Origin of the sequence: Streptomyces sp. NBC_00388 (genome assembly GCF_036061255.1) — a bacterium.
GTDB lineage: Bacteria > Actinomycetota > Actinomycetes > Streptomycetales > Streptomycetaceae > Streptomyces.
Window position 1 is genome coordinate 2,038,265 of record NZ_CP107948.1, and the last position, 25,563, is coordinate 2,063,827.

The window sequence follows — 25,563 nt, forward strand, 5'->3', positions numbered from 1 at the left end:
CCGGTCCCGCCCAGACCAATACGGTCCGAAGGAGCTCAAAATGACGCCCCCCGTCATCCACTCCCTGCGCGAGCAGATTCGCGAGCACATCGTGGAGGGCATCGTGCGCGGGCGCTGGCAGCCCGGTGAACGGATCGTCGAGCGGCGGATCGCCGTCGAGCTGGAGGTCAGCCAGACGCCCGTACGGGAGGCCCTGCGCGAGCTGGAGTCACTGCGGCTCATCGAGTCGGCCCCCAACAAGGGCGTACGCGTGCGGAATCTGACCGCGGCCGACCTGGAGGAGAGCTATCCGGTCCGGGCCGGCCTGGAACAGATCGCCGCCGAACTGGCCGTGGACCGGCTGGCGGCCGATGTCTCCGCACTGGAGCCCTCGGTCGCAGCGCTCTACACGGCCGACCGGGCGGGCGACAGCGCGGCGCAGGTCAGGCACACCGTGGCCTTCCACAGGGAGCTGGTGCGGGCCGCCGGGAACAGCGTGCTGATGCACACCTGGGAGTCCCTGGGCATCGAGGTGTTCACGACGCTGTCGATCCGCTGGCTGGGGACCGTGCAGAAGTCGTACGCGGAGGAGCACGAGGCGCTCGTCGAAGCGTTCCGGCGCAGGGACCCGCAGATCGGCCCTCTGGTGAAGGACCACGTGCTCGGATGTGCACCGCGAGCCTGATTCCGGAGGTTTTTGCGGCACCGCGTGCCCCGATTCCTGACACCGCATGCCGACTTTTTACGCTACGGAAAGATTTTCCCTTCTACCCTTTGATCGATCATCGATCAGCGACTTACAGTCTGCGGAGGGCTTTACCCAGCCCGTCGCCCTGTCCTGCCAGACCGGGCCTTTCTTCACCCCCTGTTCTGTCCGGAAGGCGGCGACCATGACCGACCCCGTAGGCACGCTTCACAGCGAGCTCGACCAGCTCCCGGACCGCGACCCCGAGGAGACCGCCGAGTGGGCGGCCTCCCTGGACGCCGTCACCAAGGCCGCAGGCCCCCACCGTGCCGCCTATCTGATGCGCCGCACGCTGGAGCGGGCCGACGGCGCCGGTCTCGCGCTGCCCAAGCTGCTGGAGACCGACTACGTCAACACCATTCCGACTTCCGCCGAGCCCGCCTTCGACGGCGACCTGGCGATGGAGAGCCGGATCACCGCGTGGAACCGCTGGAACGCGGCCGCGATGGTCACCCGCGGCTCCCGGTTCGGCGTCGGCGGCCACATCGCCACCTTCGCCTCGGCCGCCTGGCTGTACGAGACCGGCTTCAACCACTTCTTCCGCGGCAAGGAGGGCGACGGCTCGGGCGACCAGCTCTACATCCAGGGCCACGCGTCGCCCGGCATCTACGCCCGCGCCTTCCTCGACGGACGCCTCAGCGAGCAGCAGCTCGACAACTTCCGCCAGGAGGCGGGCGGCGACGGCCTGCCGTCCTACCCGCACCCGCGCCGGCTGCCCTGGCTCTGGGAGTTCCCCACGGTCTCGATGGGCCTGGGCCCGATCTCCTCGATCTACCAGGCACGGTTCAACCGCTACCTGTCCGGCCGCGGCATCAAGGACACCTCGAACTCGCACGTCTGGGCCTTCCTCGGCGACGGCGAGATGGACGAGCCCGAGTCGACGACCGCGCTCACCCTGGCCGCCCGTGAGGGTCTTGACAACCTGACCTTCGTCATCAACTGCAACCTGCAGCGCCTCGACGGCCCGGTGCGGGCCAACTTCCGGGTCGTGCAGGAGCTGGAGGCCCAGTTCCGCGGCGCCGGCTGGAACGTCGTCAAGACGCTCTGGGGCTCCGCCTGGGACGAGCTGTTCCAGCTCGACACCACGGGCGCGCTGATCCGGCGCCTCCGCGAGGTACCCGACGCGCAGTTCCAGACGTACGCGACGCGCGACGTGGCCTACATCCGCCAGCACTTCTTCGGCGCCGAGCCCGCGCTCACCGAGCTGGCGAAGCTGCTCACCGACGCGAAGATCGCCGAGTGTTTCCACTCCTCGCGCGGCGGCCACGAGGCCCGCAAGGTGTACGCGGCGTACAGGGCCGCCCTGGAGTTCAAGGGCGCGCCGACCGTGATCCTCGCGCAGACCGTGAAGGGCTACACCCTCGGCGAGGGCTTCGAGTCCCGCAACGCCAACCACCAGATGAAGAAGCTGGACGGCAAGCAGTTCCGCACCATGCGCGACCTGCTGGACCTCCCCATCCCGGACGCGAAGCTGGACGAGGGCCTGGTGCCCTACGGCCACCCCGGCGCCGACTCCCCCGAGGTCCGCTACCTCCAGGAGCGCCGTGCCGCGCTCGGCGGCCCCGCCCCGGCCCGCCGGGTGCACCAGGTCGTGCTCCCGGAGCCCGAGGAGCGTGCGTTCAAGGCGCTCACCAAGGGTTCGGGACAGCAGGAGATGGCCACCACGATGGCCTTCGTCCGGCTGATGAAGGACCTGATGCGGGACAAGCAGACCGGCAAGCGCTGGGTGCCGATCGTCCCCGACGAGGCCCGCACCTTCGGTATGGAGTCGCTCTTCCCCTCGGCCGGTATCTACTCGCCGAAGGGCCAGACGTACGACGCGGTCGACCGTGACCAGCTGATGTACTACAAGGAAGCCACCGACGGCCAGATCCTCAACGAGGGGATCACCGAGGCCGGCGCCATGGCCGACTTCATCGCCGCCGCCACGTCGTACGCGACGCACGGCGAGCCGATGATCCCCTTCTACATCTTCTACTCGATGTTCGGCTGGCAGCGCACCGCCGACCAGATGTGGCAGCTGGGCGACCAGCTCGGCCGCGGCTTCATCGTCGGCGCCACCGCGGGTCGCACCACGCTGACCGGCGAGGGGCTCCAGCACGCGGACGGCCACTCGCATCTGATCGCCTCCACCAACCCGGCGTCGCTCAACTACGACCCGGCGTTCGCCTTCGAGATCGCGGTGATCGTCAAGGACGGTCTGCGCCGGATGTACGGCCCGGACGCGGAGAACGTCTTCTACTACCTGACGGTCTACAACGAGCCGATGCGGCAGCCCGCGATGCCCGAGGGTGTCGAGGAGGGCATCCGCCGCGGCCTGTACCGCTTCAAGGAGGGCGCGGCGGCGTCCGGCGCCCCGCGGATACAGCTGCTCGGCTCCGGCACGGCGATCCACTGGGCCCTGGAGGCGCAGGAGATGCTCGCGGCCGACTGGGGAGTCACGGCCGACGTCTGGTCCGCCACCTCGTGGGGCGAGCTGCGCCGCGACGCGCTGGAGTGCGACGCGGCGATGCTCCGCGGCGAGCAGCGCACTCCGTACGTCAGCCAGGCGCTGGCCGGTGCTCCCGGTCCTGTGCTCGCGGTGAGCGACTGGATGCGGCAGGTCCCTGACCAGATCAGCCAGTGGGTCGAGCAGGACTGGACCTCGCTCGGCACCGATGGCTTCGGTCTCTCGGACACCCGCGAGGCGGCCCGCCGTCACTTCGGTGTCGACGCGCAGTCGGTCGTCGTCGCGGCGCTGGCCTCGCTCGCCAAGCGCGGTGAGGTCCCCGTCTCGGCAGTCAAGGACGCACGCGAGCGCTACGGCCTGTGACCCGCGGCGCGCCAGGTGTGCGTACGTGACACCGGGCAGGCCGCAGTGAGCGCATGACAGCGGGCGCGTGACATCGGGAGTGCCCGATGTCACGCGCCCGCTGTCGGTGGCGGCGTGCATGCTGAATCCATGCGCGCTGCCCGCCTGATCAAGATGGTGCTGCTGCTCCAGTCCCGGTCGCTGATGACGGCGGCCGAGCTGGCGCAGGAGCTCGACGTGTCCGAGCGGACCGTCACCCGGGACGCGCTCGCCCTCTCGGAGGCGGGCGTCCCGGTGTACGCGGAGCGGGGCAGGTCCGGCGGGTACCGGCTGATCGGCGGTTACCGCACCCGGCTGACCGGTCTTGCCCGCACCGAGGCCGAGGCGCTGTTCCTCTCCGGACTGCCCGGCGCCCTGCGGGAGATGGGCCTCGACGACGCCGCGTCGGCCGCCCGTCTGAAGGTGTCGGCGGCCCTGCTGCCCTCGCTGCGCGACGCCCCGGCGTCGGCGGCCCGGCGCTTCCACCTGGACGCGCCCGGCTGGTACCAGGAGCCGGCCACTCCTGAGCTGCTCCCCCCGCTGGCGCACGCGGTCTGGGCGGACCGGCGGATATCGGTGCGGTACCGCCGCCGGGACGGCTCCGATGTGGAGCGCGCCCTGGAGCCGTACGGGCTCGTACTGAAGGCCGGTGTCTGGTACCTCTGCGCCCGTGCGGAGCAGCGCACGGGGAGCTCAGCGGAGGGCGGCGCGGTGAACCGTGCGCCGGCCCGGGGGTACGGCACGCCACCGGCACCGGCCGGGGACGGTGCGGAAGGCGACCGGTTCCGGGACGTCCGTGTGTACCGCATCGACCGCTTGGCCACCCTCGCCGTCCATGAGGACGGCTGTTTCGCGCGGGACGGGGCGTTCGACCTGCCTGCCTTCTGGGAACACCGGGCGGCCGGCTTCGCCCGGTCACTGCTGCGGGCGGAGGTCGTGGTCCGGGTCTCCGCTTCCGGCGCCGAGTCCCTCCCGTACGCGGTGGACCGTGCGGCGGCCAACGAGGCGCTGACCGCCGCCTCCGCCCCCGACGAGCTGGGCCGGGTGACGCTCACGCTGCCGGTCGAGTCGCTCGATGTGGCGTACGGGCAACTGCTGGGCCTCGGCCCGGAGGCGGAGGTCCTGGAGCCTCCGGAGCTGCGGGCGCGCTTCGCGGAGGCGCTGACGGCGGCGGCGCGGCTTTACGCGTGAGCGAGGGCGTATGCGAGCGAGGGCGTATGCGGGAGGGGCGGACGCGAAACCGCTACCGGTACTCGTCCGCCGATCGTCCGGCCCCGCCGAGTGCGACCTCCGTGATGTACCGCCAGGCGTCGGGGCGGCTGCCGTCCGTGTCCGTGAAGCCGTACTCCCCGGCCAGTTGTCCGCTGGAGAGGGACCGTCCGTTCCAGCGGGCCCGGTCCGCGTCGGCGGCCAGCGCGGCGACCGCACGGCCCACGAAGACCGGCGATTCGGCGATGGCGAAGTGCGGCTCCTTCGTGATGGCGTCGCGCCAGGTCGGCTCCGTCACGCCGAAGTGGTCGAGCATCGCCTCCGAGCGCAGGAATCCGGGGGTGAGACAGACCGCGGTGCCACCGAAGGACTCCAGCTCGTGTGCGAGGTCGGCGGCCATCCTGATCGGCGCGTTCTTCGCCAGACCGAAGTAGAAGTTCTCCCGGTAGTCCCGGTTGAACTCGGCCGTTCCGTCGGTCATCTCGACGACCAGACCGCCGCGGTCACGGACCAGCAGCGGGAGCGCGACGCTGCTGGTGACGATGTGGCTCTTCACCCCGAGCTCCAGCATGCGGAGCCCGTCCGCCAGCGGCATCTCCCACATCTTGTGTCCCTCGCCGATCCCGGCGAGATGGTCGCCTCCCCAGACGTTGTTGACCAGGATGTCCAGCCGGCCCTGCTCGCGGTCGATCCGCTCGACGAGGGCGCGGACCTGTCCGGCGTCCAGGTGGTCGGTGGGCACGGCGGTCCCGGTGCCGCCCGCGGCGGCGATCAGCCCGGCTGTCTCCTCGATGGTCTCGGCCCGCCCCACCTCGCTCCGCTTCTCCCGGGTGGTGCGCCCGGTCGCGTACACGGTGGCGCCGGCCGCACCCAGTTGCACGGCGATGGCCCGGCCGGCTCCCCGGGTGGCTCCGGCGACCAGGGCGATTCGTCCCGTCAAAGGCTTCTCTGTATGCATACGGGTACCGTGCCATCAATACCCGACATCTTCTGTCCGGTTTCCCGGGCGACCGGATCCGTGTCTCAGCCCAGCGCCTTCAGCGTGTCCCCGTCGGCCAGCCGGGCCGTCATGACGGCCCTGCTGGCCTGTCCCGCCCGCACCGCCATCGTCGTACCGTCCTTCCTGGCCCGTACGCCTCCGGTCACGTCGATCTCGCGGACCTCCCTGCTGCCCGCGGCCAGCAGGTACCACCGGCCCGACCCGGCCTTCCACTTCGCACCGGCCAGGACGTTCTGGCCGAAACGGCTGCACAGGGCGGTGTTCTGCCGCTGTGCCACGAGCGCGGCCGGCCGGGACGCCTCCCCGGCGGGGAGCTGGAGCTGCACGGAGACCCTGCCGGACCCCTGCCAGGTGTCCGCCCTGGTGCAGAACCAGGAGGCCTGGCCGCCCTTCTCGGGGAGCTGCTGACGGGCGTACTCCCAGTTGTTCACCGCGCGCACGCCGCCGCCGCGGACACCGGCCAGCGAGCAGGCGGTGTGCGCCCAGCTGAGCAGCGCCTGACTGCCGGTCGCCTCCCTGGGCTGCCGCGCCGGGACGCCACCGCCCGGCGGCGGGGTGTAGGTGAGGTGGACGGGCGAGAGATCGCCGAGGTCGGTGAGGAGGAAGGCGTGCTTCTCCGCGACCTTGCTGGAGGAGCGGAGCTGGAGCGCGGGCCAGGACCCGCATCCGGCGCCGCCCGCCGGGACGGCAGGGCTCGACACCGGGGCCGTCACACCGTCCTCGCCCTCGTCGAGAGGGCGTGCCGGGGTGTCAGGGGAGAGGAGGTCGCGGGTGGCCGACTCGGCGACCCAGGGCGCCAGCAGAAAACGGGCGTTGCCGTCGGTGCGGCCGATGACGACGGCGGCACCGGTGGTGATGTCGGCGTTGTCGGTGCGGGCGAAGTCGAGGGCGGGCGCGCCCTTGCCGTCGGTGGACTCGGCGTAGCGGATGACTCGGTCCCCGTCGGCGAACAGGACGACGGCCGCGCCGTCCACGTCGCCCGCGTAGAGCAGCCGGGGCGGCTGGGCGGGCGGCACCGTCGCCGTGCCGTGGGTGGCGGAGATCCGTACCGTACGGGCAGGGCTCGCCCAGACCTTGAGCGCCCGGCCGAGCAGCGCGCTGTCGTCCTTGCGGGCGCCACGCGCCGGCCAGACGGTGAAGTCGATGCGCGAGGTGTCGGCCCACGCCCCCGCGGGGGCGCGCAGCAGCTGCCCGGGGTCGGCCGCGCGGGCGCTGACGGCGGGGTCGAAGGGCCCGGTCGCTGCGGGCGGTACGGACCCGCCGCTGTCCACCACGACCAGGACCACCGCCAGCACGGTCACGGCGACGCCCACGCACCGCGCGAACCTGATCCGCTGTCTGCGCCGGATCAGGTCGGTGGGCCGGGTGTGCACCAGACAGGGGTCGAACTCGTCGGAGCGCAGCAGTGCGTCGGTGCCCGTCTCCGCGGGCATGCGGGCCAGCCGCAGCGCCGTGCGCACCGCAGACCCGGCGTCGGTGGCGCCCGCCGCCGTCAGCAGCGTACGGGTGTCCTGCTCGCCCAGGCCTTCGACGCGGTGCAGGACGAGCGCTGCCCTGGCAGCCGCCGTGGTGCCCGAAAGCGCCTGTTCCAGGGCCAGTTCATCGGCGCCGCCGGAACGGGGGAAGACCCGCAGTCCGAAGACGGTGGGCAGCGCGGGCCGCAGCGTACGCGGCGCGGGCAGCTGCCGGGGCCACCAGCCCGGGCGCTCGCCGTACGCCAGGGCGGTGGCCAGCACCCGCTGTCTGACCAGGACGTACCCGGGGTCCTCCGAGGCGCCGCGCTGGACGGGCACGCGCGGACCGTCCGGGCCGCCGCCGCGGGAGGCGGGCAGCGCGCGCTGGACGGCGGCGTGGGCCGCGAGCACACGGCGATGGCGTCCCAGCGAGGGCGGCAGCGTGATGTAGGCGAGGCGGACGAGTCTCTGGTAGTGCTCGACGAGAGCGGCTTCGGCCTGTTCCACGCCCACGCGGGCGGCGCCGGACCGCGTCCCTTCCGGTTGCTCTTGCGTTCGCATGACGGGAGTGGCCCCTCTGGGGTGAGTGATCGGAATCGCTACACCCGTCAAACGAGTGAATGATCGGACGGTCACATCGCCCGGTAACAAGAGGGCCGCTGATCGGCGCTCCGCGTGCACACCGGGCCGCCAACCACGATGCTGTACGCGTGAGGGACGAGACGGAGTTCTGGGAGACCATCGACAGCACTCGCGCGGCCGCCGACGGCGACCCCGAGGACCACGCCGATCTGCTCACCGAGCGATTGGCCCAGCTCGACCCGGAGTCCGTGCTGGAATTCGCCCGGTACTTCGAGACCCGCTACAACCGCGCGTACCGCTGGGACCTGTGGGGCGCGTCGGTCGTGCTGCTGCGCGAGAGCGACAGCGACTCCTTCGACTACTTCCGCTGCTGGCTCATCGGCCAGGGCCGGGAGATCTTCGAGGGCGCGCTGCAGGATCCGGACGCCCTGGCCGATCTCCTCGACGACTTCGACGAGGAGATCGACGGCGACGGGGAGGATCTGGGGTACGCGGCCGACGAGGCGTACGAGCAGCTGACCGGGGCGCCCGCCCCCGATCTGGATATCCCGCCGCAGGCGGCCGAGCCGGAGGGGCCGCCGGTCGACTTCGACGACGAGGCACTCGCCGAGCGCTACCCCAGGCTGTGGGAGCGGTTCGGGTCCTGAGCGCCCTCGCGTCCCGTCAGTACGCGGTGTCCCGTCAGTGCGCGGTGTCCCGTCAGTACGCGGTGAGGGAGCGGCCCATCAGCACGTCGTCGACGTACCGGCCCGCCAGGCGGAACTCGCCCGGCAGCACGCCCTCCACGGCGAATCCCCCGGCGGTGTAGAGCGCGCGGGCCGCAGCGTTGTGGCCGAGCACCCGCAGGGTGATACGGGTGGCGCCCTGGCGCCCGGCCTCGGCGCACGCGGCCTCCAGCAGCGCCCGGCCCACCCCGTGGCGGCGCGCTGTCGCGGCGACGACCAGGCCCTGGATCTGGCGGACATGGGCGTTGCTGGTGAGCGGCGTGGGCCGCACCAGCCGGATGTAGCCCACGACGGCTCCCGCCAGTTCGGCGACCAGGCAGGCGTCCGGAGGGTGGCTCTCGTTGAAGAACGGCCGGTACGGCGGCACCGGCGCCGGTACCACCTCGTGCAGCGTGGACCAGGCCGCCCGGTCGAGCGCGCCGAGCGTCCCGCCGTCGTCGCGTACGGCGCTGCGTATGTTCGGGTCGGGCATGCGGACCACTCTGCCACGGCCCCGGGCGGGGACGCTGCGCATATCCGCCGGGGTGCGTGAGGATGGGCCCATGCGTATCGCGATTGCCGGAGCATCAGGACTGATCGGTACGGCGCTGGGCCGCTCCCTGCGCACCGATGGACACGAGGTGGTGCGGCTGGTCCGCCGTACCGCCGTGGCCGCCGACGAGGTCGAGTGGGACCCGGGCCGGGAGTACGTGGACACCGCGGGCCTGGCCGGCTGCGACGCGGTGGTCAACCTGGCCGGGGCGGGGATCGGCGACCACCGCTGGACCGACGCGTACAAGAAGGAGCTCAGGGACAGCCGGGTGCTGGGCACCGCCACCCTCGCGGAGGCCGTCGCCTCGCTCGACGTACCGCCGGGCGTGTTCCTGGCCGGCAGCGCGCTCGGCTACTACGGCGACACGGGCGACCGTGCGGTGGACGAGAGCGCGCCTCCCGGCGAGGGCTTCCTCGCCTCGCTCTGTGTCGAATGGGAGGAAGCGGCCCGCGCGGCCGAAGAGGCGGGCATCCGGACGGTGTTCGCCCGTACCGGGCTGGTGGTGGCCAAGGAGGGCGGGGCCTGGGGCAGGCTCTTCCCGCTGTTCAAGGCGGGACTCGGCGGCCGGATGGGCGACGGCAGCCAGTACTGGAGCTTCATCGCGCTGCACGACCATGTCGCCGCGCTGCGCCACATCCTGGACACCGATTCCCTCTCCGGCCCGGTGAACCTGACCGGCCCCGGGCCGGTCACCAACCGCGAGGTCACGGCGGCCATGGGCCGGGTCCTGCACCGCCCGACGCTGTTCACGGCCCCGGCGCCCGCGCTGCGGGTCGCGCTGGGCGAGTTCGCGGGGGATGTCCTGGGGAGCCAGCGGGTACTGCCGAAGAAGCTCCTGGAATCGGGCTTCACCTTCGCCTTCCCGGGGATCGACGAGGCGATCGGAGCGGCCAGGTGACCGGCTCCGGCCCACGCGGGGCCGCACCCGCCGGAGCCGTCGGCGCCAGAACGGCGTCCGCCGGGCGATGACGGGCGGCGTCCCGGGCGGCGTCCCGGGCGGCGTCCCGGGCGGCGCCCGTGCGACCCCGCGCCCCCGTGCCCCGGCGCCGCGCGCCTGACCCGTGCCCGCCCTCTCCCTACTCTCGACCCGAACCAGGGCATTTCCGCGGCCCGTCGGGGAACCAGCCCTGCACGGAAGGACCGCGGCCGCACCGACCTCGGGGAGGGGCACGTGCTCAGTACCGCACACCATGCCGACGTGATCATCGTCGGAGCCGGACTCGCCGGCCTGTCAGCCGCTCACCGGCTGACCAGTGCCGGTGTGTCCGTCAGCGTCCTGGAGGCCGCCCCCGCGCCGGGCGGCCGTATGTCCACCGACCTCACCGGCGGCTTCCGCCTGGACCGCGCCGGAGGGCTGCTCAACACCTCGTACCCGGAACTGCTCCGCGCCCCGTGCCTCGGCGAGACGGACCTCAGGCTGTTCTCGCCGGGCGCCCTCGTGCACAGCGGAGGCCGTCTGCACCGGACGGGCGGGGCCGGTGGCGCCCGGGGCGGGAGCACGCGGGGCGCACTCAGTGCAGCGCGCGCCCTGCGAAGCGCCTCGCGCGCCCCCCTCGTCGGAGGGCTCACGGGCGGCGGGCCCTCAAGCGGCGGTGGAGCGCCCGGCGGCGGCCCCGCGGGCAGCGGGCTGACGAACGGCGCGTTCGTGAGCGGCGCTCTCGACCGGGCCAGGCTGGGGGCGGCGCTGGCCCGGCTCTCGGCCACTCCGGTGGAGCGGCTGCTGGCCCGCCCCGAACAGTGCGCACGGGACGCGCTCCGCTCGTACGGACTGTCCCCGCGCGCCGCGGCGGGCTTCCTCAGGCCCCTGCTGGCCGCGCTGTTGAGCGACCCCGGCCTGACGACGTCGAGCCGCGTCGCGGATCTCGCCCTGCGGGGGTTCGCCCGCGGACGGCTGTGCGTGCCGGCGGGCGGCGCATCCGTACTGCCCGAGCGGCTGGCGGCGACCCTGCCGCCGGGCACGGTGTCCACCGGGGTGTCCGTCACCGCCGCCTCCATCACCTCCGTCACCACAGCGGAGCTGGGCACCCTGAGCTGCCGCGCGCTCATCGTCGCGACCGACGCCCGCTCGGCGGCCGGGCTGCTGCCCGGGCTGCGCGTCCCGGACTTCCACCCGGTGACGGTCCTTCACCACGCCGCCCCCGTGGCTCCGCGCACCGGGGCGGCCCTGGTGCTGGACGCCGACCGGTCGGGCCCCGTCTCGCACACCGCGGTCATGAGCGCCGTCGATCCCTCACGGGCACCGGCCGGCCGTGCGCTGGTCTCATCGACGGTGCTCGGCGCCCCGGGGGCCGGGCTGGACCGTGCGGCCCGCAGGCAGCTGGCCGCCCTCCTCGGGACGCCCACGGACGACTGGGAGCTCCTCGCCGTCCACCACTCACCCGACGCGGTACCGGCGATGCCGGCGCCGCACGATGTGCGCCGCCCGGTACGGCTGCTGGCCGGGCTGTACGTGTGCGGCGACCACCGCGACACCAGCACGGCCCAGGGCGCACTCGTATCCGGCCGCCGCGCCGCGCAGGCGGTCATGCGGGACTTCGGCATCAAGCCGGACATCGCGGTGGACGGATTCCCGCTCGCCGCCTGACGCCCGGTCTCAGCCCATCGCCGCGACGCGGTCCCGGTACCCCCGTACCGCGGCCGCGTCCCGGTAGGGCTCCAGCCGCCGCTCGAACTCGCGCACGTACTCGACGGCCCGCACCGACCGCATCTCCCCGGCCTGCTGCGCCGCCTCGGCGCCCAGGGCGCACGCCTGGTCCAGCTCACCGAGCCCCAGCCGCGCGGTGGCGAGCACCACCCGGCAGAAGAGCCGGGAGCGCGCGAAGGCGGGAGCCCGCAGCTGCAGCGAGCGCTCCGCGTACTGCGCGGCGGGCCGGTACTGCTGGAGATCCCGGTGGCAGTGGCAGAACTCGTCCGCCAGCTGGGCCTCGTCGAAGAACCGCGCCCAGTACGGTGCTTCGTCGCCGGGGCGCACCGCCTCCATGGTCCGCTCGGCCCGTGCGAGGGAGGCCGTGCAGGCCCGCACCTCGCCGAGCACCGCGTGCCCGCGGGCCTCGACGGCGTGCAGCAGGGTCTGGACGACCGGCGGCGCCGAGGTCCCGATGCCCTGCTGGGCCACGCGCGCCAGCTGGACGGCCTCCCGGCCGTGGCCGAGATAGACGGCCTGGCGGCTCATGGTGACCAGCACGTACGAGCCGTACGCCCGGTCCCCGGCGGCCTGCGAGAGCCGCAGGGCCTGGACGAAGTAGCGCTGGGCGAGGCCGTGGGCGGCGATGTCGTACGAGGTCCAGCCCGCCAGCCTGGTGAGGTCCGCGGCGGCCGCGAAGAGCCGGCGGCCGGTCGTCTCGCCGTACGACCCCCGGAGCATGGGCTCCGCCTCGTGCTCCAGATAGCGCACCAGGGCCTGCCGGGCGTGACCCCCGCCGTACGCGTGGTCGAGGGTGCGGAACAGCTCGCCCACCGAGCGCAGCGCCGCGATGTCCCCGGCGCCCACCCGCTGCCCGGTCGCCCGGTCGGTCTGCCGCTGGCGCGGCACCGCCGGACGCGGCTGCGAAGGGATCCGGACACCGGAGCGGGGCGGCTCGGCCCGGCCGCCCTGCCCCTGCCTCACTCCACCGGCCGAACCGGGCGCGCCCCAGTCGTCGGGGCGGCCGATCAGCCAGTCCCGGCTCGGCACGACGAGCCCGGCCGGGGTGAAGGCGATCTTGCGCAGCTCCGCGTGGCTGCCGGAGTCCTTGCGCCAGAGGCCGCTGACGATGTCGACGGCCTCCTCCGGCGTACCCGCGAATTCCAGCCCCGCGTAGACCGGCGCACAGGCGTCGAGTCCCAGGTCCTGAGCGGAGAGCCTGCGCCCGAGACGTCTGGTGAAGACCTCGGCGATCAGCGCGGGCGTCGTGCCGCGCGGCTGCTGGCCGCGCAGCCAGCGCGTCACCGACGTCTTGTCGTACCGCAGGTCGAGACCGTGCTCAAGGCCGAGCTGGTCGACTCTTCTGGCCAGTCCCGCGTTGGAGAAGCCTGCCTCTCCGATGAGCGCGGCGAGCTGGCGGTTGGACGTGCGCTGCGGGGTTCGTTCCGTCATCAGCTGTGCGGTCTCCTGCCTTCCGGGCCGGGAGCAGCCCTCATGGAACGGCGCGAATTTAGCGGGCCTCACCGCTCGTTCCGCCACCTTCGCCCCGGATTCATCCGATCGTGTGAGGAGGTGTCGTTTCTGCCCGCCCAGAGGTGCCGTTCGAGTCGGTCGTACAGTTGCTGGGTGGCGCCCTCCGAGGCGTGCTGTCCGTACGCGATGAGGAGCTGCCGTGAGCGAGCTGCGGTTTGTCCGTCTGGGATTCGGCGACGAAGCCGTCGAGTACCAGGAGGCCTGGCAGAAGCAGCGTGAGGTGCATGCGGCCCGGTTCGCCGACGAGACGCCGGACACCGTGCTGCTCCTTGAGCACCCGCCCGTCTACACGGCGGGGCGGCGCACGGCGGACAGTGAGCGCCCGCTCGACGGGACGCCGGTGGTGGACGTGGACCGCGGCGGCAAGATCACCTGGCACGGTTACGGCCAGCTGATCGGCTACCCGATCCAGAAGCTGCCGCGCCCGGTGGACGTGATCGCGCATCTGCGCCGGCTGGAGGAGGCGCTGATCAGGGTGTGCGCCGATTTCGGCGTCGAGACCAGCCGGGTCGAGGGCCGCGCCGGGGTCTGGGTGCTGGGCGACCCGGTGGACCGGCGCCCGTCGCCCGGCGGCCTCTCGCTCGACCTGGATCCGCGTCTGCAGGACGAGGAGTTCGATCCGCGGATGAACGGGCCCGAGTACGCGCCGTCCAACGCAGGACAGCGCCGCGAGGACCGGAAGATCGCCGCCATGGGCATCCGGGTGGCGAAGGGCGTGACCATGCACGGCTTCGCACTGAACTGCAATCCGGACACCACCTGGTTCGACCGCATCGTGCCGTGCGGAATCCGGGACGCCGGGGTGACATCGCTCTCGTACGAACTGGGCCGCGAGGTCACGATCGCCGAGGTGCTGCCCGTCGTGGAGAAACATCTGCGGGAGGTCCTGGAGAACGCGGCACTGGCGCCGCGTACGGTCGAGGGTGCCTCCGCGTGACGCGGGCGGGCGGCCGGGCCGCCCCCGCGTGACGCTGTTCCGGCCGGTCCGTCCCCGGCCGGAACGGCAGCGATCCGGGCCGTTCGGGGGAATGCGCCTCAGCGGCCGCGGGTTGGCCGGAAGACAAGCCATACATATGACGGGCGTACCCTGGTGTTCGCCGAAGAATCGAAGTTGTAGGGAGCCGGACGTGTCAGCTGTCGCACCCGACGGGCGCAAGATGTTGCGTCTGGAGGTCCGGAACAGCCAGACCCCCATCGAGCGCAAGCCCGAGTGGATCAAGACTCGCGCGAAGATGGGCCCCGAGTACACCAAGATGCAGGCCCTGGTGAAATCCGAAGGGCTGCACACGGTCTGCCAGGAAGCGGGCTGTCCCAACATCTACGAATGCTGGGAGGACCGCGAGGCCACCTTCCTCATCGGCGGCGACCAGTGCACGCGCCGCTGCGACTTCTGCCAGATCGACACCGGCAAGCCGGCCGCGCTTGACCTGGACGAGCCGCGCCGGGTGGGCGAGTCCGTCGTCACGATGGACCTCAACTACGCGACCATCACCGGCGTCGCCCGCGACGACCTGGAGGACGGCGGCGCCTGGCTGTACGCCGAGACCGTCCGCCGGATCCACGCGATGACGGCCGAGCGGGCCGAGGGCCGCACCAAGGTCGAGCTGCTGATCCCCGACTTCAACGCGGTCCCCGAGCAGCTGGCCGAGGTCTTCTCGTCCCGCCCCGAGGTCCTCGCGCACAACGTGGAGACGGTGCCGCGCATCTTCAAGCGGATCCGTCCGGGCTTCCGCTACGAGCGCTCCCTGGAAGTCATCACGAAGGCCCGCGAGGCCGGTCTGGTCACCAAGTCGAACCTCATCCTGGGCATGGGCGAGGAGCGCGAGGAGATCAGCCAGGCGCTCCAGGACCTGTACGACGCCGGCTGCGAGCTCATCACCATCACGCAGTACCTGCGCCCGTCCCCGCGCCACCACCCGGTCGAGCGGTGGGTGAAGCCGGCCGAGTTCGTGGAGCTCCAGCAGGAGGCCGAGGAGATCGGCTACTCCGGCGTGATGTCGGGTCCGCTGGTCCGCTCGTCGTACCGCGCGGGCCGCCTCTTCCGCCAGGCGATGGACCGGCGCGGCGCCGCCGCCGTGTGAATCTGAGCACAAGCCACTACTGTGCGGTAGTCGCCGCGAGACGCGGCTCGTACTGTCCTCGCTGGTCGGGGGCGTGTGCGGGCCGCGTCGGCCGTTCCACGGAGAGCACCTGGCCTTCATGGGCGTTTGACCGCCCGGACATGCCTTGGTAACAACAATCAGTGACTCTGGAACTACGCACCGCCCCGCAGGACCGGACCCCGGTCCTGCGCGCGGTCCCGGAAGAACCGTTTCGCCCGCCGGTCCGCGCACGCCGTCAGTACCGCTCCGCGTAACGCGCCCGCACCACTCGCCGTACCGCTCGTCGTATCCGCCGTGTATCCGCTGCCGCCCCGAGGGGACCCCACCATGCAGGCCGCGACCCACTCCGTACGCGCCACCGCCCTCCCGACCGTCACCGGAGCACTCCGTGCGGTCGAGTCCCTGCTGCTGAGCAATGGCCAGCGCACCGCCCGCCGCAATGCCTGGACATCGGTCCTGGAGGACCGCCGCCGGGCCAAGGACCGGGTCGACGCAGAGCACGTACTGGAGGCCGTGGCGGCCCGCACTTCTTAGTCCGCGTAAACTTCTGGCCATGGCGAGGAAGGCAAACGCAGACTCTGAGAATCCCGGGCGGCTCAAGCAGATCGCCCTGACCTACAAGATGACCCGCAAGGCCGATCCCAAGGTCGGTCTTGTCGTCGGTGGCCTGGGGATCGTCGTCTTCGGCGTCCTCCTCGGTGTCGGCTTCTTGATCGGTCACCCCATCTACCTGGGCATCCTGGGTCTCCTGCTGGCCTTCCTCGCGATGGCGATCGTCTTCGGACGCCGCGCCGAGCGAGCGGCCTTCGGGCAGATGGAAGGAAAGCCCGGCGCCGCGGCGGCGGTACTGGAGAACGTGGGCCGCGGCTGGACCACGACCCCGGCCATCGCGATGAACCGCAGCCAGGACGTCGTGCACCGCGCGGTCGGCAAGGCCGGCGTGGTCCTGGTGGCCGAGGGCAACCCGAACCGGGTGAAGTCCCTGCTGGCCGCCGAGAAGAGGAAGATGGCGCGCATCGTGGTGGACGTGCCCGTGCACGACATCATCGTGGGCGACGGCGAGGGCCAGGTGCCGCTGAAGAAGGTGCGCACCACCCTGCTGAAGCTGCCGCGTGTCCTGACCGGCGCCCAGGTGACCGCGGCCAACGACCGGCTGCGCGCGATGGGCGACCTGATGTCGAACATGCCGCTCCCGAAGGGCCCCATGCCGAAGAGCGCGCGTGCCCCACGCGGCGGAAAGACGCGCTGAACCACGCCAGATGCCACCTGCGGCCCGGACCTCACCAGGTCCGGGCCGCTTCGTCTTCCGTCCCGGTCCGCTGCTCGTCCGTTTTCGTCTGCTCCGCTTCTGCCTGCCGCTGCGTGCGGTCGCGCCCGCGGCGGGGGCCGTGCGTCAGATCCGTACCTGTACGGCGCGGGCCAGCCGGTCGTGGAGGCCGCGGCCGTCCCGGTCCCAGATCAGCGCCGGGATGGCCACGCAGAGCAGCAGACTGCGTACGAAGACCCGGCCGGCGCCGAGGCGCCCGCCGCCCTCGGCGACGACCCGCAGCCCGAGCAGGCGTTTGCCCGGGGTGAATCCGACCGTCGAGACGGTGAGCAGGCTCAGCACGAAGAACACGAGCAGGGCCCAGTTGCCCGCCGACTGCTGTCCGCCGCGCGAGATGAGCCCGTATGCGATAAGCATGCAGAGTGCCCAGTCGATGAAAACGGCCCCGAACCTGCGGCCCAGTGGCGCGATGGCGCCAGGCCCTTCCTCCGGCAGCCCGAGCCGCTTGCCCCGGTAGCCGAAGTCGGCACCCATCTCTTTCGCGGCCTCGCCAGGCCCGGAGAGCCACGATCCGACTGCTTGCCTGTTGTCCACCCGTCCACGGTACTGCGGCCCCCTTCTCATCCGTACGCTCGGGGGTCGCCGCACCGGTCGCGCACCCGGCCCGGTTAACTTCAGCGAAACAAATGGGTCATGCTTGAGAAATCCGCTGTCCCTATGGTCGGGTCCAGCGTGTGCCACCGCACTGGCCCCACAACGAGCCACAACCCCGCCCCTCCCGGGTCGGGAGTAGGAGGAGTTGGATGTTCCAGAACGCCGACGACGTGAAGAAGTTCATCGCCGACGAAGACGTCAAGTTCATCGATGTCCGGTTCTGTGACCTGCCCGGCGTGATGCAGCACTTCACGATCCCGGCGGCGGTCTTCGACCCGACCGAGGAGCTGGCGTTCGACGGCTCGTCGATCCGCGGCTTCCAGGCCATCCACGAGTCCGACATGGCGCTCCGCGCGGACCTGTCGACCGCCCGTGTCGACCCCTTCCGCCGCGACAAGACCGTCAACATCAACTTCTTCATCCACGACCCGATCACCGGCGAGCAGTACAGCCGTGACCCGCGGAACGTGGCGAAGAAGGCCGAGGCGTACCTCACGTCGACCGGTATCGCCGACACCGCGTACTTCGGCCCCGAGGCCGAGTTCTACGTCTTCGACAGCGTCCGCTTCCAGACGTCGGCGAACGAGAGCTTCTACCACATCGACTCCGAGGCCGGCGCCTGGAACACCGGTTCGGAGGAGAACAACCGCGGCTACAAGGTCCGTTACAAGGGCGGTTACTTCCCGGCCCCGCCGGTCGACCACTTCGCCGACCTGCGTGCCGAGATCTCCCTGGAGCTGGACAAGAACGGCCTCCAGGTCGAGCGCCAGCACCACGAGGTCGGCACCGCCGGCCAGGCCGAGATCAACTACAAGTTCAACACGCTGCTCGCCGCGGCCGACGACCTGATGCTCTTCAAGTACATCGTGAAGAACGTCGCCTGGCGCAACAACAAGACCGCGACCTTCATGCCGAAGCCGATCTTCGGCGACAACGGCTCGGGCATGCACGTCCACCAGTCGCTGTGGACCGGCGGATCGCCGCTCTTCTACGACGAGCAGGGCTACGCGGGCCTCTCGGACATGGCCCGCTACTACATCGGCGGCATCCTGAAGCACGCCCCGTCGCTGCTGGCCTTCACCAACCCGACGGTGAACTCCTACCACCGCCTGGTCCCCGGCTTCGAGGCCCCGGTCAACCTGGTCTACTCGCAGCGCAACCGCTCGGCCGCGATGCGGATCCCGATCACCGGCTCGAACCCGAAGGCCAAGCGCGTCGAGTTCCGTGCGCCCGACCCGTCGTCCAACCCGTACCTGGCCTTCTCGGCGCTGCTGATGGCCGGCCTGGACGGCGTCAAGAACAAGATCGAGCCGGCCGAGCCGATCGACAAGGACCTCTACGAGCTGGCCCCCGAGGAGCACGCGGGTGTCGCCCAGGTCCCGACCTCGCTCCCGGCGGTCCTCGACGCGCTGGAGGCGGACAACGAGTACCTCCAGGCCGGCGGGGTCTTCACGTCCGACCTGATCGAGACGTGGGTCGACTACAAGCGCACGCAGGAGATCGCACCGATCCAGCTGCGCCCGCACCCGCACGAGTTCGAGCTGTACTTCGACCTCTAGAGTGTGCGGCCGGCCGGCGTGGGCGTAAGCCCCGGTGACCGGTGTCCGTACCGCGAAAGGGCCGCCGCCCAGTCTCTGGGCGGCGGCCCTCGGTCGTTGCGGTGTGTCCGCGTACGGCGGGCGGTGGGGCGGGCGGCTGCGCCGTACGGCGCGCGTTCACGCGATGTACGGGATCGTCCTCACGCCACGACCGAGATCAGCAGCGCCATCAGCAGCCCGCAGACGCTCACGATCGTCTGGATCGCCGTATGGGACTTCGTGGCCTGGCCCAGTGTCATCCCGAAGGACTCCTTGACCAGCCAGAATCCCGCGTGGTTCACGTAGTTGAGGCCGATCGAGCCCGCTCCGATGGCGACGACCAGCAGCGCGGTGTGCAGGCTGCTGCCCGACGCCGCCAGGGGGGCCAGGATGCCCGTCGCCGCGACGATTCCCACGGTGGCCGAGCCCGTCGAGAACGACAGCAGCAGGGCCAGCAGCCAGCCCAGCACCAGGACGTTCATGTGCATCCCCGACGCCGCTGACTCGACGGCCTTGCCGATGCCCGAGTCCTCCAGCACCTGGTTGAACGCCCCGCCGCCCGCGATGATGAGCAGGATGCCGGCCACCGCCTTGAGGCTGTCCGTCAGGGACGACCGGATCGCGTCGGGGGTCATGTCACTGCGGTAGCCGAGTGCGAACAGTGCGAAGACGAAGCCCGCGAGCATGGCGATCACCGGCTCGCCGGTGAAGGTCAGCACGTGCCGCACCGGGCTCGACTCGTCGCAGACCAGCTCCGCGAGGGTGCGCAGCAGCATCAGCACCACCGGGACGAGCACGGCCGTCAGGGCCCATCCGGTGCGGACCTTGTTGCCGGGGACCGGGGAGCCGGTGGCGCCGGTACCGTCCGTCCTCCCGGGCCCGGCGAACTTCGCGACCAGCTCGGGGTCGGGGTGTACGTCGAGGCGCGGCGCGATCCACCGGCCGTACACCGGTCCGGCGATGATGATCGTCGGGATCGCGCAGATCAGCCCCACCACAATGGTGATGCCCAGGTTCGCGTGCAGCCCCTCCACCGCGACCAGCGGGCCGGGATGCGGTGCCACCATGCCGTGCAGGGTCGAGAGCGCGGCGATCGCCGGGGTGGCGAGGAAGACGTACGGCGAACCCTTGACCTGGTGGGTGTCCTGGAGGCGCCGGGCCACGCTGAAGATCAGCGGAAGCAGCACGATCAGCCCGATCTCGAAGAACATCGGGATGCCGATGATGAAGGCGGCGCCCGCCATGTACCAGGGCAGGGAGCGTTCCCCCGACCGGTCGACGATCAGCCGGGCGATCCTGTCCGTGGCGCCCGACCCCGACAGCAGCCTGCCCAGCATCGCACCGAAGGCCAGCGTCACACCGACGTTGCCGAGGATGCCTCCGGCGCCCGACTCCAGGGACTCGGGGATCTTCTCGACGGGCTGGCCCGCGGCCAGCGCGACACCGATCGACACGGTCATCAGCGCCACGAAGGGGTGGAAGCGCAACCGTGAGTTGATCAGGAGGATCAGCACGGCGATGGCCGCCGCCAGGATGATCAGCAGCGTCCAGGTGTGCCCCGTCACAGCCGGCTCCCGCGGGTGCGACGCGAACGGGCCCGTGGCCCGGGGCGGGGTATCTTCAGCAAGAGAACTCCTGGTGCGGCTCGTTGTGTCCCGGGCGGAAGCTATCCGGCACCTGCCACCGCTCTCCAGGTTCTGCGCACAACCCGCGTAACCCCTGATCCGCGCGTTGTGTGCGTTCTGTGCACCGGCGTCGCGCGGTTACCGTCGACGGGGTGAGATTCTTCGAACCGCCGGCCCGGCGGCCCTCCGCACGCCTCCGGGGGCGGCTGCGCCTGCGGACCCAGGTACTGCTGCTGCAGTGCGCGGTCGTCGCGGTGACGCTGGCCGCCGCGTTCGGTGCGTTCGCTTTCACCAACGAGCACCGCCTCGAACACGAGTACCAGCTCCGGGCGCTCGCGGTGGCCCGTACGGTCGCCGCCCAGCCCGCTGTCCGGCGCGGCGCGGCGCAGTACTCGGCGGCCGGCACCGCGCCCGGCGGCGGGGCCGCGGACACGCCGCGCGCGACGCTCGCCGCCGGGCCGGTGCAGACGGCGGCCGAGGCCGCCCGGACCAGGACGGGTTCGCTGTTCGTGGTGGTCACCGACAACCGGGGCATCAGGCTGGCACACCCGGAGCGGTCCCAGCTGGGGCGGATGGTGAGCACCGACCCGAGCAGCGCGCTCGCCGGGCACGAGGTGCTGGCCCGGGACCACGCGCATCTCGGCGACGAGGTGGTCGCGAAGGTCCCCGTCTACGCACCCGGATCGGACCGGGTCGTCGGTGAGGCCAACGCCGGTGTCGCTGTTTCCGACGTACGGGCGCAGCTGATCCGCGTGCTGCTTGGCGGATTCGGGTGGCTGGTCGTCGCGCTGCTCCTCGGTATCGGCGCCTCCGCGCTGCTGGCCCGTCGCTGGAAGCGGCTGACGCTCGGCCTGGAGCCGGAGGAGCTGGCCGGACTGGTGCAGGAGCAGGAGGCCGTTCTGCACGGCATCGGCGAAGGTGTCATCGCCGTCGACAACGAGGGGACGGTCACCGTGGTCAACGACGAGGCGCGCCGGCTGCTGGCGGTCCCGGCCCGTGCCGGGCGGCCGGTCGGCTCGCTGGGGCTGACGCCCCGTGTGCTGGAGACGATCCGTACGCCGGCCGGCAGTCCGGTCATGGCAGCGGTCGGCGAGCGCGTACTGGTGCTCTCGGCTCGGCGGGTCGCACGCGAGGGGCAGGATCTCGGCACGCTGATGACGGTGCAGGACCGCACCGACGTCGAGTCGCTGACCCGGCAGCTCGACGCGGTCCAGGCGATGGGCTCGGCGCTGCGCGCCCAGCGCCATGAGTTCGCCAACCGGCTGCATGTGGTCTCCGCGCTGGCCCACGCCGGTCATCTCGCGGAGACCACGGAGTACATCGGCACGCTGCTCGGCACGGGACCGCTCGGCGAGGCCCTGCCCGGTATCGACGCGGTCCGTGACCCCTCCGTACGCGCCTTCCTGTCCGCGAAGGCGGCCCAGGCGCGGGAGAGCGGGGTGACCCTGGTGATCGGCGGGGCGACCTGGGCCGACGGGACCGTGACGGCGCCGGTCGACGTCACCACGGTGTTCGGCAACCTCGTCGACAACGCGATCGACGCCGCCCGGCACGGGGCCCGCACCCCCTCCCGCGTGGAGGTCGAGCTGATGGCCGAGGGCGCCACCCTCCTCATCACCGTCGCCGACACCGGGGACGGCGTTCCGCCGGGACCGGCCGACGAGGTGTTCCGTGAGGGCATGTCGACGAAGGGCCACGCGTCGGCCGTCGGCGGCCGGGGCATCGGTCTTGCGCTGGCCCGGCAGATCGCGCGGGCCAGGGGCGGCGACGTCCGGCTGGCCGAGCCCGGCGGCCCGCCGGACACGGCCGGGGACACGGCACGGGTGCCGGCTCCGGCGCAGGCCCCAGGACAGCGGCGGGGTGCCGGGGAGGAGGGTGCCGGGCAGGAGCGGGTCTCCGGCGGCGCCGTCTTCGTGGCCCGGCTGCCGGGCGTCATGGAGTCCGCGGTGACCGGGCCGGGGGCCGGCGGGACCGGAACGGCCGGGCCCGCGGCCCCGGATGCGGACGAGGACACAGAGATCTACGAGCATGGGGACGGGGTGGGCCGATGACCGCGTGCGAACCGCTTTCCGTCCTGGTCGTCGACGACGACTTCCGGGTCGCGGGGATCCACGCGTCGCTGGTGGACGCGGTGTCCGGGTTCCGGACCGTCGCCACGGCGAACACCGCCGCGGCAGCGCTCCAGGCAGCCGGCGGGGCCTCCGTCGACCTGGCCCTGATCGACCTCTATCTGCCCGACGGTTCCGGGATCGGTCTGCTGCGCGGCCTTGAGTGCGATGCCTTCGTGCTGAGCGCTGCCGCCGAGGGGCCGATGGTACGGCGGGCGGTGTCGGCGGGAGCGCTGGCGTATCTGGTCAAGCCGTTCACGCCGGAGCTGCTGGCCGAGAAGCTGCGCGGCTATGCCCGATTCCGGCAGCTGACCGGTGCGGAGATCGTCGACCAGGGCGCGGTGGAGAGTGCGTACGCGGCGCTGCGGAGCCCGCCGGTGAACCGCGCTGCCCGCCGCCCCGCGGCCCGCACGGTGACGGGCGAGGCGGTGCTCTCGGCCGTACGGAGTTCGGCGTCCCCGCTGTCGGCGGGCGAGGTCGGTTCCCTCATCGGCGTCTCGCGCGCCACCGCGCAGCGCTATCTCGCCGGGCTGGTCACCAGCGGCCTGCTGAGGATGAAGCTGCGCTACGGGGCGACCGGGCGGCCCGAGCAGGAGTACCGGATTCCCTGAGCGGGCCGCCGGCCGGCCTTCTCCGCGAGGGGATCCGGCCTGCGCGGGGCAGCGTCCCGCGCAGGCTCGCCGCCCGGATGTTCCCGGCGCCGGGCGGGTGCTTCCCGGCACCGGACGCCGAACGGGCGTGTCCCCCGGGGGTGTCGGACCCCGGGAGCCACGCCCGTACCCCATGCCGGGTGGCCGGTGCCGTCAGTGGCGCGCCGACCGGGTCTCTGTGACGTCGGCCGAATCGACCAGGATGTACCGGTGGTTGAACTGGATGGTGTAGTACCGCTTGGCTCCGGTGACCACCTGCCCCCCGGTGGGGAAGAAGTCCTGGCTCAGGACCGGCGGCTGGTCGGCGACGTAGGCCTGGCCGTCCGGGATCGAGTAGTTCTCCGCCGTCAGCGGGGCCTGCTTCGACGGGGACAGCCCGGACGGGTACTCGGCCGCGTCCGGGTAGGCCGTGCCGTACACCGGTGCGGCGGACGTGCCGGCCGGGCTGACGATCCGTGCGTCCGGGGCGGGCGAGGTGTTGCTGCCGTCAGGGTTGTGGATCCAGCCCTTCTGGCCGTCGTACCAGATCGCCGTCCAGTCACCCTGCTGCCCGGCCACGACGAACCGCTGTCCGGCCTGGACCGTGTCGCTCCAGTCCGTGACGCTGTCGGTGCCGCCCTTGGCCGCGGGGTCCGGGTGGACGACCGGGTCGAGGACGAGGGGGGCGTCGTCGCTCGGTGCGCTGCGTACGAACAGGGCGTTCGAGGGCGAGGTCACCGGAGTGCAGGCGGTGACGGCGCCCGAAGGGTCGTCACCGGGGCAGATGGTGTACGTCTGCTGGTTGTCGCCGAACCCGGGGGTGATCGTCACCGCGGTCCCGACGGGTCCGACGCCGCGCGGGCCGAGGTCGAACGGGGCGCCGAGCAGCCCCATGAAGCGCGTCCAGTCCCAGCCGTCGGCCGGGTCCCAGTGCATGCCCGCCAGGGTGCTGTCCGAAGGCCCCGGCACGTTGTCGTGGCCGAGGATGTGCTGACGGTCCAGCGGGATGTCGTACCGGGCGGCGAGGTAGCGCACGAGCTGGGCCGTCTGCTCGTAGGCCGCCGTCGTGTACCAGTCGGCGCCGTGCGCGGAGAATCCCTCGTGCTCGATCTGGACCGCGTGGAGGTTGCTGTCGTAGTTGCCGTCACCGAAGGCGACGTCCTTGTCGGCCACCATCTGGGTGACCGCGCCGTCCGACGAACGCATCACGTACTGCGCCGAGGCGCCACCCGCGGTCTGGAAGGTCTTGATCGCGTCGTCGTACGACCCCTCCGTGGTGTGGATGATGATCTGGGTGATCTTTATGCCGTTGGCAGGGCGGTTGGACACCTGGGCGTTGGACGGGGCAGCGGCGACGAACCGACAGTCCATCGAAGCCGGGCACTCGGCCTGCGGCGAGGAGGCGTCCTTCAGCTTGAGCCTGCTCAGCTGGCCGGGTACCGGCTTCGCCGACGGCACGGCCCGCATGGTGACCGCACCGGACCCGGTGGGCGCCTTGGCGACCGTGGCCGCCTTGGATCCCTTCGCCTCCCCGGAGTCGTGTCCGCCCGACTCGATGGTGGCGAACACGTCGTGTACGTACGAGGTGGCTGCCTTGCGGTCGGCCATCCGGCTGTACTTGGCGATCGCCGCGGTCCACTGCGACGGGTCGTCGGACGTGCCGCCGGTGAGCTGCTTCTGGTACGAGGCGAGGAGGGCGGCCCCGCCCCGGATGTTGTCCCTGCGGTTGTGCTGGAGCTGTCCGGCCGGAACCCCGGTCAGCTTCGCGGCGGCCCGCAGGGTGTGCAGTTCGGGGTGGTCGGTGAACGAGGTGAGGTCGGAGCGGCCCGAGGCCCCCGCCGAACCACCCGCGACCATCTCCCGCGTCACGTCGGTGAGGTTCATCAGGCCCCAGCCACCGGTACTGCTGTAACCGGTGTGCTGCTGCCAGCCGGACTCCTCGTGCGCCACGCCCTGGAGGACCGAGACCGGAACCTTGAACTCCGCAGCAGCCGCGGTGAAGTCGGCCTGTGCGGTCGGCTGCTTGGCGTCGTCCTCGTTTCCCGCCTGGGCGATGGCAGGCAGGAAAGCGAGGGATCCTGCGGCCAGAGCGCCGCCGAGGACGGCCGCAGGCAGCCAACGCTTCCCTTTTCGCTTGTGCAAGGGTGTTTCCTTCCGTGCAACTGCCCCGGAGTCCCGCCGGCGATACGGCTGTCGACTCGCCTCGCGGACACCGGGGATGGTGGGGAGTGTGGCGCTCGGGTTCCGCTCGCGCATACCGAGAGGCCGGGGTCTCCTTGTGCCGGAGACGGCCCCCGGTGTTCCGGCGCCATCTGATCTGTCAGTTTGTCAGCTTCCCCTGACGGGGTGAAGAACCGGAGCCGTTCCGTGGGCAAAGATTCACCGCAGC

20 protein-coding genes are annotated in these 25,563 nt (G+C 71.9%); 13 read left to right on the forward strand and 7 right to left on the reverse strand.

The features are described 5' to 3' along the window. The first annotated feature begins 40 nt into the window (after positions 1 to 40). The 3 genes from OG917_RS09320 (at position 41) to OG917_RS09330 (ending at position 4,745) form a co-directional block, all read left to right on the forward strand. Positions 41 to 664 carry a GntR family transcriptional regulator gene (locus OG917_RS09320; protein ID WP_328317086.1) on the forward strand — a complete coding sequence of 208 codons (624 nt, stop codon included), beginning with the start codon at positions 41 to 43 and terminating at the stop codon, positions 662 to 664. A 205-nt stretch (positions 665 to 869) separates the two neighbouring features. Continuing rightward, positions 870 to 3,536 (forward strand): pyruvate dehydrogenase (acetyl-transferring), homodimeric type, encoded by a 2,667-nt coding sequence (aceE, locus tag OG917_RS09325; RefSeq protein WP_328317087.1) that lies wholly within the window; start codon positions 870 to 872, stop codon positions 3,534 to 3,536. A gap of 129 nt (positions 3,537 to 3,665) precedes the next feature. Further along, entirely contained in the window at positions 3,666 to 4,745 is a 1,080-nt protein-coding gene (locus OG917_RS09330) for a helix-turn-helix transcriptional regulator (protein ID WP_328317088.1), read from the forward strand. Between the two features lie 52 nt (positions 4,746 to 4,797). On the opposite strand, the gene OG917_RS09335 is transcribed toward OG917_RS09330, so the two are convergent. Continuing rightward, the gene (locus OG917_RS09335; RefSeq protein WP_328317089.1) at positions 4,798 to 5,721 is read right to left on the reverse strand and encodes an SDR family oxidoreductase; all 924 of its coding nucleotides are present in this window, start codon (positions 5,719 to 5,721) and stop codon (positions 4,798 to 4,800) included. 65 nt (positions 5,722 to 5,786) lie between these two features. After that, positions 5,787 to 7,778 carry a hypothetical protein gene (locus OG917_RS09340; RefSeq protein ID WP_328317090.1) on the reverse strand — a complete coding sequence of 664 codons (1,992 nt, stop codon included), beginning with the start codon at positions 7,776 to 7,778 and terminating at the stop codon, positions 5,787 to 5,789. Positions 7,779 to 7,927: 149 nt separating this feature from the next. Between OG917_RS09340 and OG917_RS09345 the strand changes: the two genes are divergently transcribed. Next, positions 7,928 to 8,446, forward strand: a complete 519-nt coding sequence (locus OG917_RS09345; protein ID WP_328317091.1) for a DUF4240 domain-containing protein — start codon at positions 7,928 to 7,930, stop codon at positions 8,444 to 8,446. Between the two features lie 52 nt (positions 8,447 to 8,498). Here the strand turns inward: OG917_RS09345 and OG917_RS09350 are convergent, their stop codons facing one another. Beyond that, the gene (locus OG917_RS09350; RefSeq protein WP_328317092.1) at positions 8,499 to 8,996 is read right to left on the reverse strand and encodes a GNAT family N-acetyltransferase; all 498 of its coding nucleotides are present in this window, start codon (positions 8,994 to 8,996) and stop codon (positions 8,499 to 8,501) included. Between the two features lie 70 nt (positions 8,997 to 9,066). On the opposite strand from OG917_RS09350, the gene OG917_RS09355 reads away from it, so the two are divergent. Next, the gene (locus OG917_RS09355; protein WP_328317093.1) at positions 9,067 to 9,954 is read left to right on the forward strand and encodes a TIGR01777 family oxidoreductase; all 888 of its coding nucleotides are present in this window, start codon (positions 9,067 to 9,069) and stop codon (positions 9,952 to 9,954) included. A 273-nt stretch (positions 9,955 to 10,227) separates the two neighbouring features. Next, positions 10,228 to 11,640 (forward strand): NAD(P)/FAD-dependent oxidoreductase, encoded by a 1,413-nt coding sequence (locus tag OG917_RS09360; protein ID WP_328317094.1) that lies wholly within the window; start codon positions 10,228 to 10,230, stop codon positions 11,638 to 11,640. A gap of 9 nt (positions 11,641 to 11,649) precedes the next feature. On the opposite strand, the gene OG917_RS09365 is transcribed toward OG917_RS09360, so the two are convergent. Further along, complete coding sequence (locus OG917_RS09365; protein ID WP_328317095.1) at positions 11,650 to 13,131, reverse strand: regulator; 1,482 nt, start codon at positions 13,129 to 13,131, stop codon at positions 11,650 to 11,652. Between the two features lie 220 nt (positions 13,132 to 13,351). Here OG917_RS09365 and lipB point away from each other — a divergent pair, with 220 nt between their 5' ends. The 4 genes from lipB to OG917_RS09385 all read left to right on the forward strand — a co-directional run bounded on the left by lipB (position 13,352) and on the right by OG917_RS09385 (position 16,563). Then, entirely contained in the window at positions 13,352 to 14,149 is a 798-nt protein-coding gene (gene lipB / locus OG917_RS09370; RefSeq protein WP_328317096.1) for a lipoyl(octanoyl) transferase LipB, read from the forward strand. Positions 14,150 to 14,339: 190 nt separating this feature from the next. Beyond that, positions 14,340 to 15,293 carry a lipoyl synthase gene (gene lipA / locus OG917_RS09375; RefSeq protein ID WP_328317097.1) on the forward strand — a complete coding sequence of 318 codons (954 nt, stop codon included), beginning with the start codon at positions 14,340 to 14,342 and terminating at the stop codon, positions 15,291 to 15,293. 348 nt (positions 15,294 to 15,641) lie between these two features. Further along, the gene (locus OG917_RS09380; RefSeq protein WP_328317098.1) at positions 15,642 to 15,848 is read left to right on the forward strand and encodes an SCO2195 family GlnR-regulated protein; all 207 of its coding nucleotides are present in this window, start codon (positions 15,642 to 15,644) and stop codon (positions 15,846 to 15,848) included. A gap of 19 nt (positions 15,849 to 15,867) precedes the next feature. Further along, positions 15,868 to 16,563 (forward strand): DUF4191 domain-containing protein, encoded by a 696-nt coding sequence (locus OG917_RS09385; protein WP_328317099.1) that lies wholly within the window; start codon positions 15,868 to 15,870, stop codon positions 16,561 to 16,563. A gap of 144 nt (positions 16,564 to 16,707) precedes the next feature. Here the strand turns inward: OG917_RS09385 and OG917_RS09390 are convergent, their stop codons facing one another. Continuing rightward, on the reverse strand, positions 16,708 to 17,175 hold the full coding sequence (locus OG917_RS09390) for an RDD family protein (protein WP_328317100.1): 468 nt from the start codon (positions 17,173 to 17,175) through the stop codon (positions 16,708 to 16,710). 209 nt (positions 17,176 to 17,384) lie between these two features. Between OG917_RS09390 and glnA the strand changes: the two genes are divergently transcribed. Continuing rightward, positions 17,385 to 18,794, forward strand: coding sequence for a type I glutamate--ammonia ligase (gene glnA, locus OG917_RS09395; RefSeq protein WP_328317101.1), 1,410 nt, complete (start codon positions 17,385 to 17,387; stop codon positions 18,792 to 18,794). Between the two features lie 179 nt (positions 18,795 to 18,973). Here the strand turns inward: glnA and OG917_RS09400 are convergent, their stop codons facing one another. Continuing rightward, a complete protein-coding gene (locus OG917_RS09400; RefSeq protein ID WP_328317102.1) occupies positions 18,974 to 20,377 on the reverse strand; it encodes a GntP family permease in 1,404 nt (467 codons plus the stop codon). A gap of 212 nt (positions 20,378 to 20,589) precedes the next feature. Here OG917_RS09400 and OG917_RS09405 point away from each other — a divergent pair, with 212 nt between their 5' ends. Beyond that, positions 20,590 to 22,488 carry a sensor histidine kinase gene (locus OG917_RS09405; RefSeq protein WP_328317103.1) on the forward strand — a complete coding sequence of 633 codons (1,899 nt, stop codon included), beginning with the start codon at positions 20,590 to 20,592 and terminating at the stop codon, positions 22,486 to 22,488. After that, positions 22,485 to 23,156, forward strand: coding sequence for a response regulator transcription factor (locus tag OG917_RS09410; RefSeq protein ID WP_328317104.1), 672 nt, complete (start codon positions 22,485 to 22,487; stop codon positions 23,154 to 23,156). The genes OG917_RS09405 and OG917_RS09410 overlap by 4 nt, the downstream gene beginning before the upstream one ends. Positions 23,157 to 23,348: 192 nt before the next feature. On the opposite strand, the gene OG917_RS09415 is transcribed toward OG917_RS09410, so the two are convergent. Continuing rightward, positions 23,349 to 25,316: an amidase gene (locus OG917_RS09415; RefSeq protein ID WP_328317105.1), complete on the reverse strand. Its 1,968-nt coding sequence runs from the start codon at positions 25,314 to 25,316 to the stop codon at positions 23,349 to 23,351. Between the last annotated feature and the right edge of the window lie 247 nt (positions 25,317 to 25,563).

Coding starts and splice junctions, on each gene's coding strand:
- OG917_RS09320 (WP_328317086.1), top strand. CDS start 41: ATGACGCCCCCCGTCATCCACTCCCTGCGCGAGCAGATTCGCGAGCAC.
- aceE (WP_328317087.1), top strand. CDS start 870: ATGACCGACCCCGTAGGCACGCTTCACAGCGAGCTCGACCAGCTCCCG.
- OG917_RS09330 (WP_328317088.1), top strand. CDS start 3,666: ATGCGCGCTGCCCGCCTGATCAAGATGGTGCTGCTGCTCCAGTCCCGG.
- OG917_RS09335 (WP_328317089.1), bottom strand. CDS start 5,721: ATGCATACAGAGAAGCCTTTGACGGGACGAATCGCCCTGGTCGCCGGA.
- OG917_RS09340 (WP_328317090.1), bottom strand. CDS start 7,778: ATGCGAACGCAAGAGCAACCGGAAGGGACGCGGTCCGGCGCCGCCCGC.
- OG917_RS09350 (WP_328317092.1), bottom strand. CDS start 8,996: ATGCCCGACCCGAACATACGCAGCGCCGTACGCGACGACGGCGGGACG.
- OG917_RS09355 (WP_328317093.1), top strand. CDS start 9,067: ATGCGTATCGCGATTGCCGGAGCATCAGGACTGATCGGTACGGCGCTG.
- OG917_RS09365 (WP_328317095.1), bottom strand. CDS start 13,131: ATGACGGAACGAACCCCGCAGCGCACGTCCAACCGCCAGCTCGCCGCG.
- OG917_RS09380 (WP_328317098.1), top strand. CDS start 15,642: ATGCAGGCCGCGACCCACTCCGTACGCGCCACCGCCCTCCCGACCGTC.
- OG917_RS09385 (WP_328317099.1), top strand. CDS start 15,868: ATGGCGAGGAAGGCAAACGCAGACTCTGAGAATCCCGGGCGGCTCAAG.
- glnA (WP_328317101.1), top strand. CDS start 17,385: ATGTTCCAGAACGCCGACGACGTGAAGAAGTTCATCGCCGACGAAGAC.
- OG917_RS09410 (WP_328317104.1), top strand. CDS start 22,485: ATGACCGCGTGCGAACCGCTTTCCGTCCTGGTCGTCGACGACGACTTC.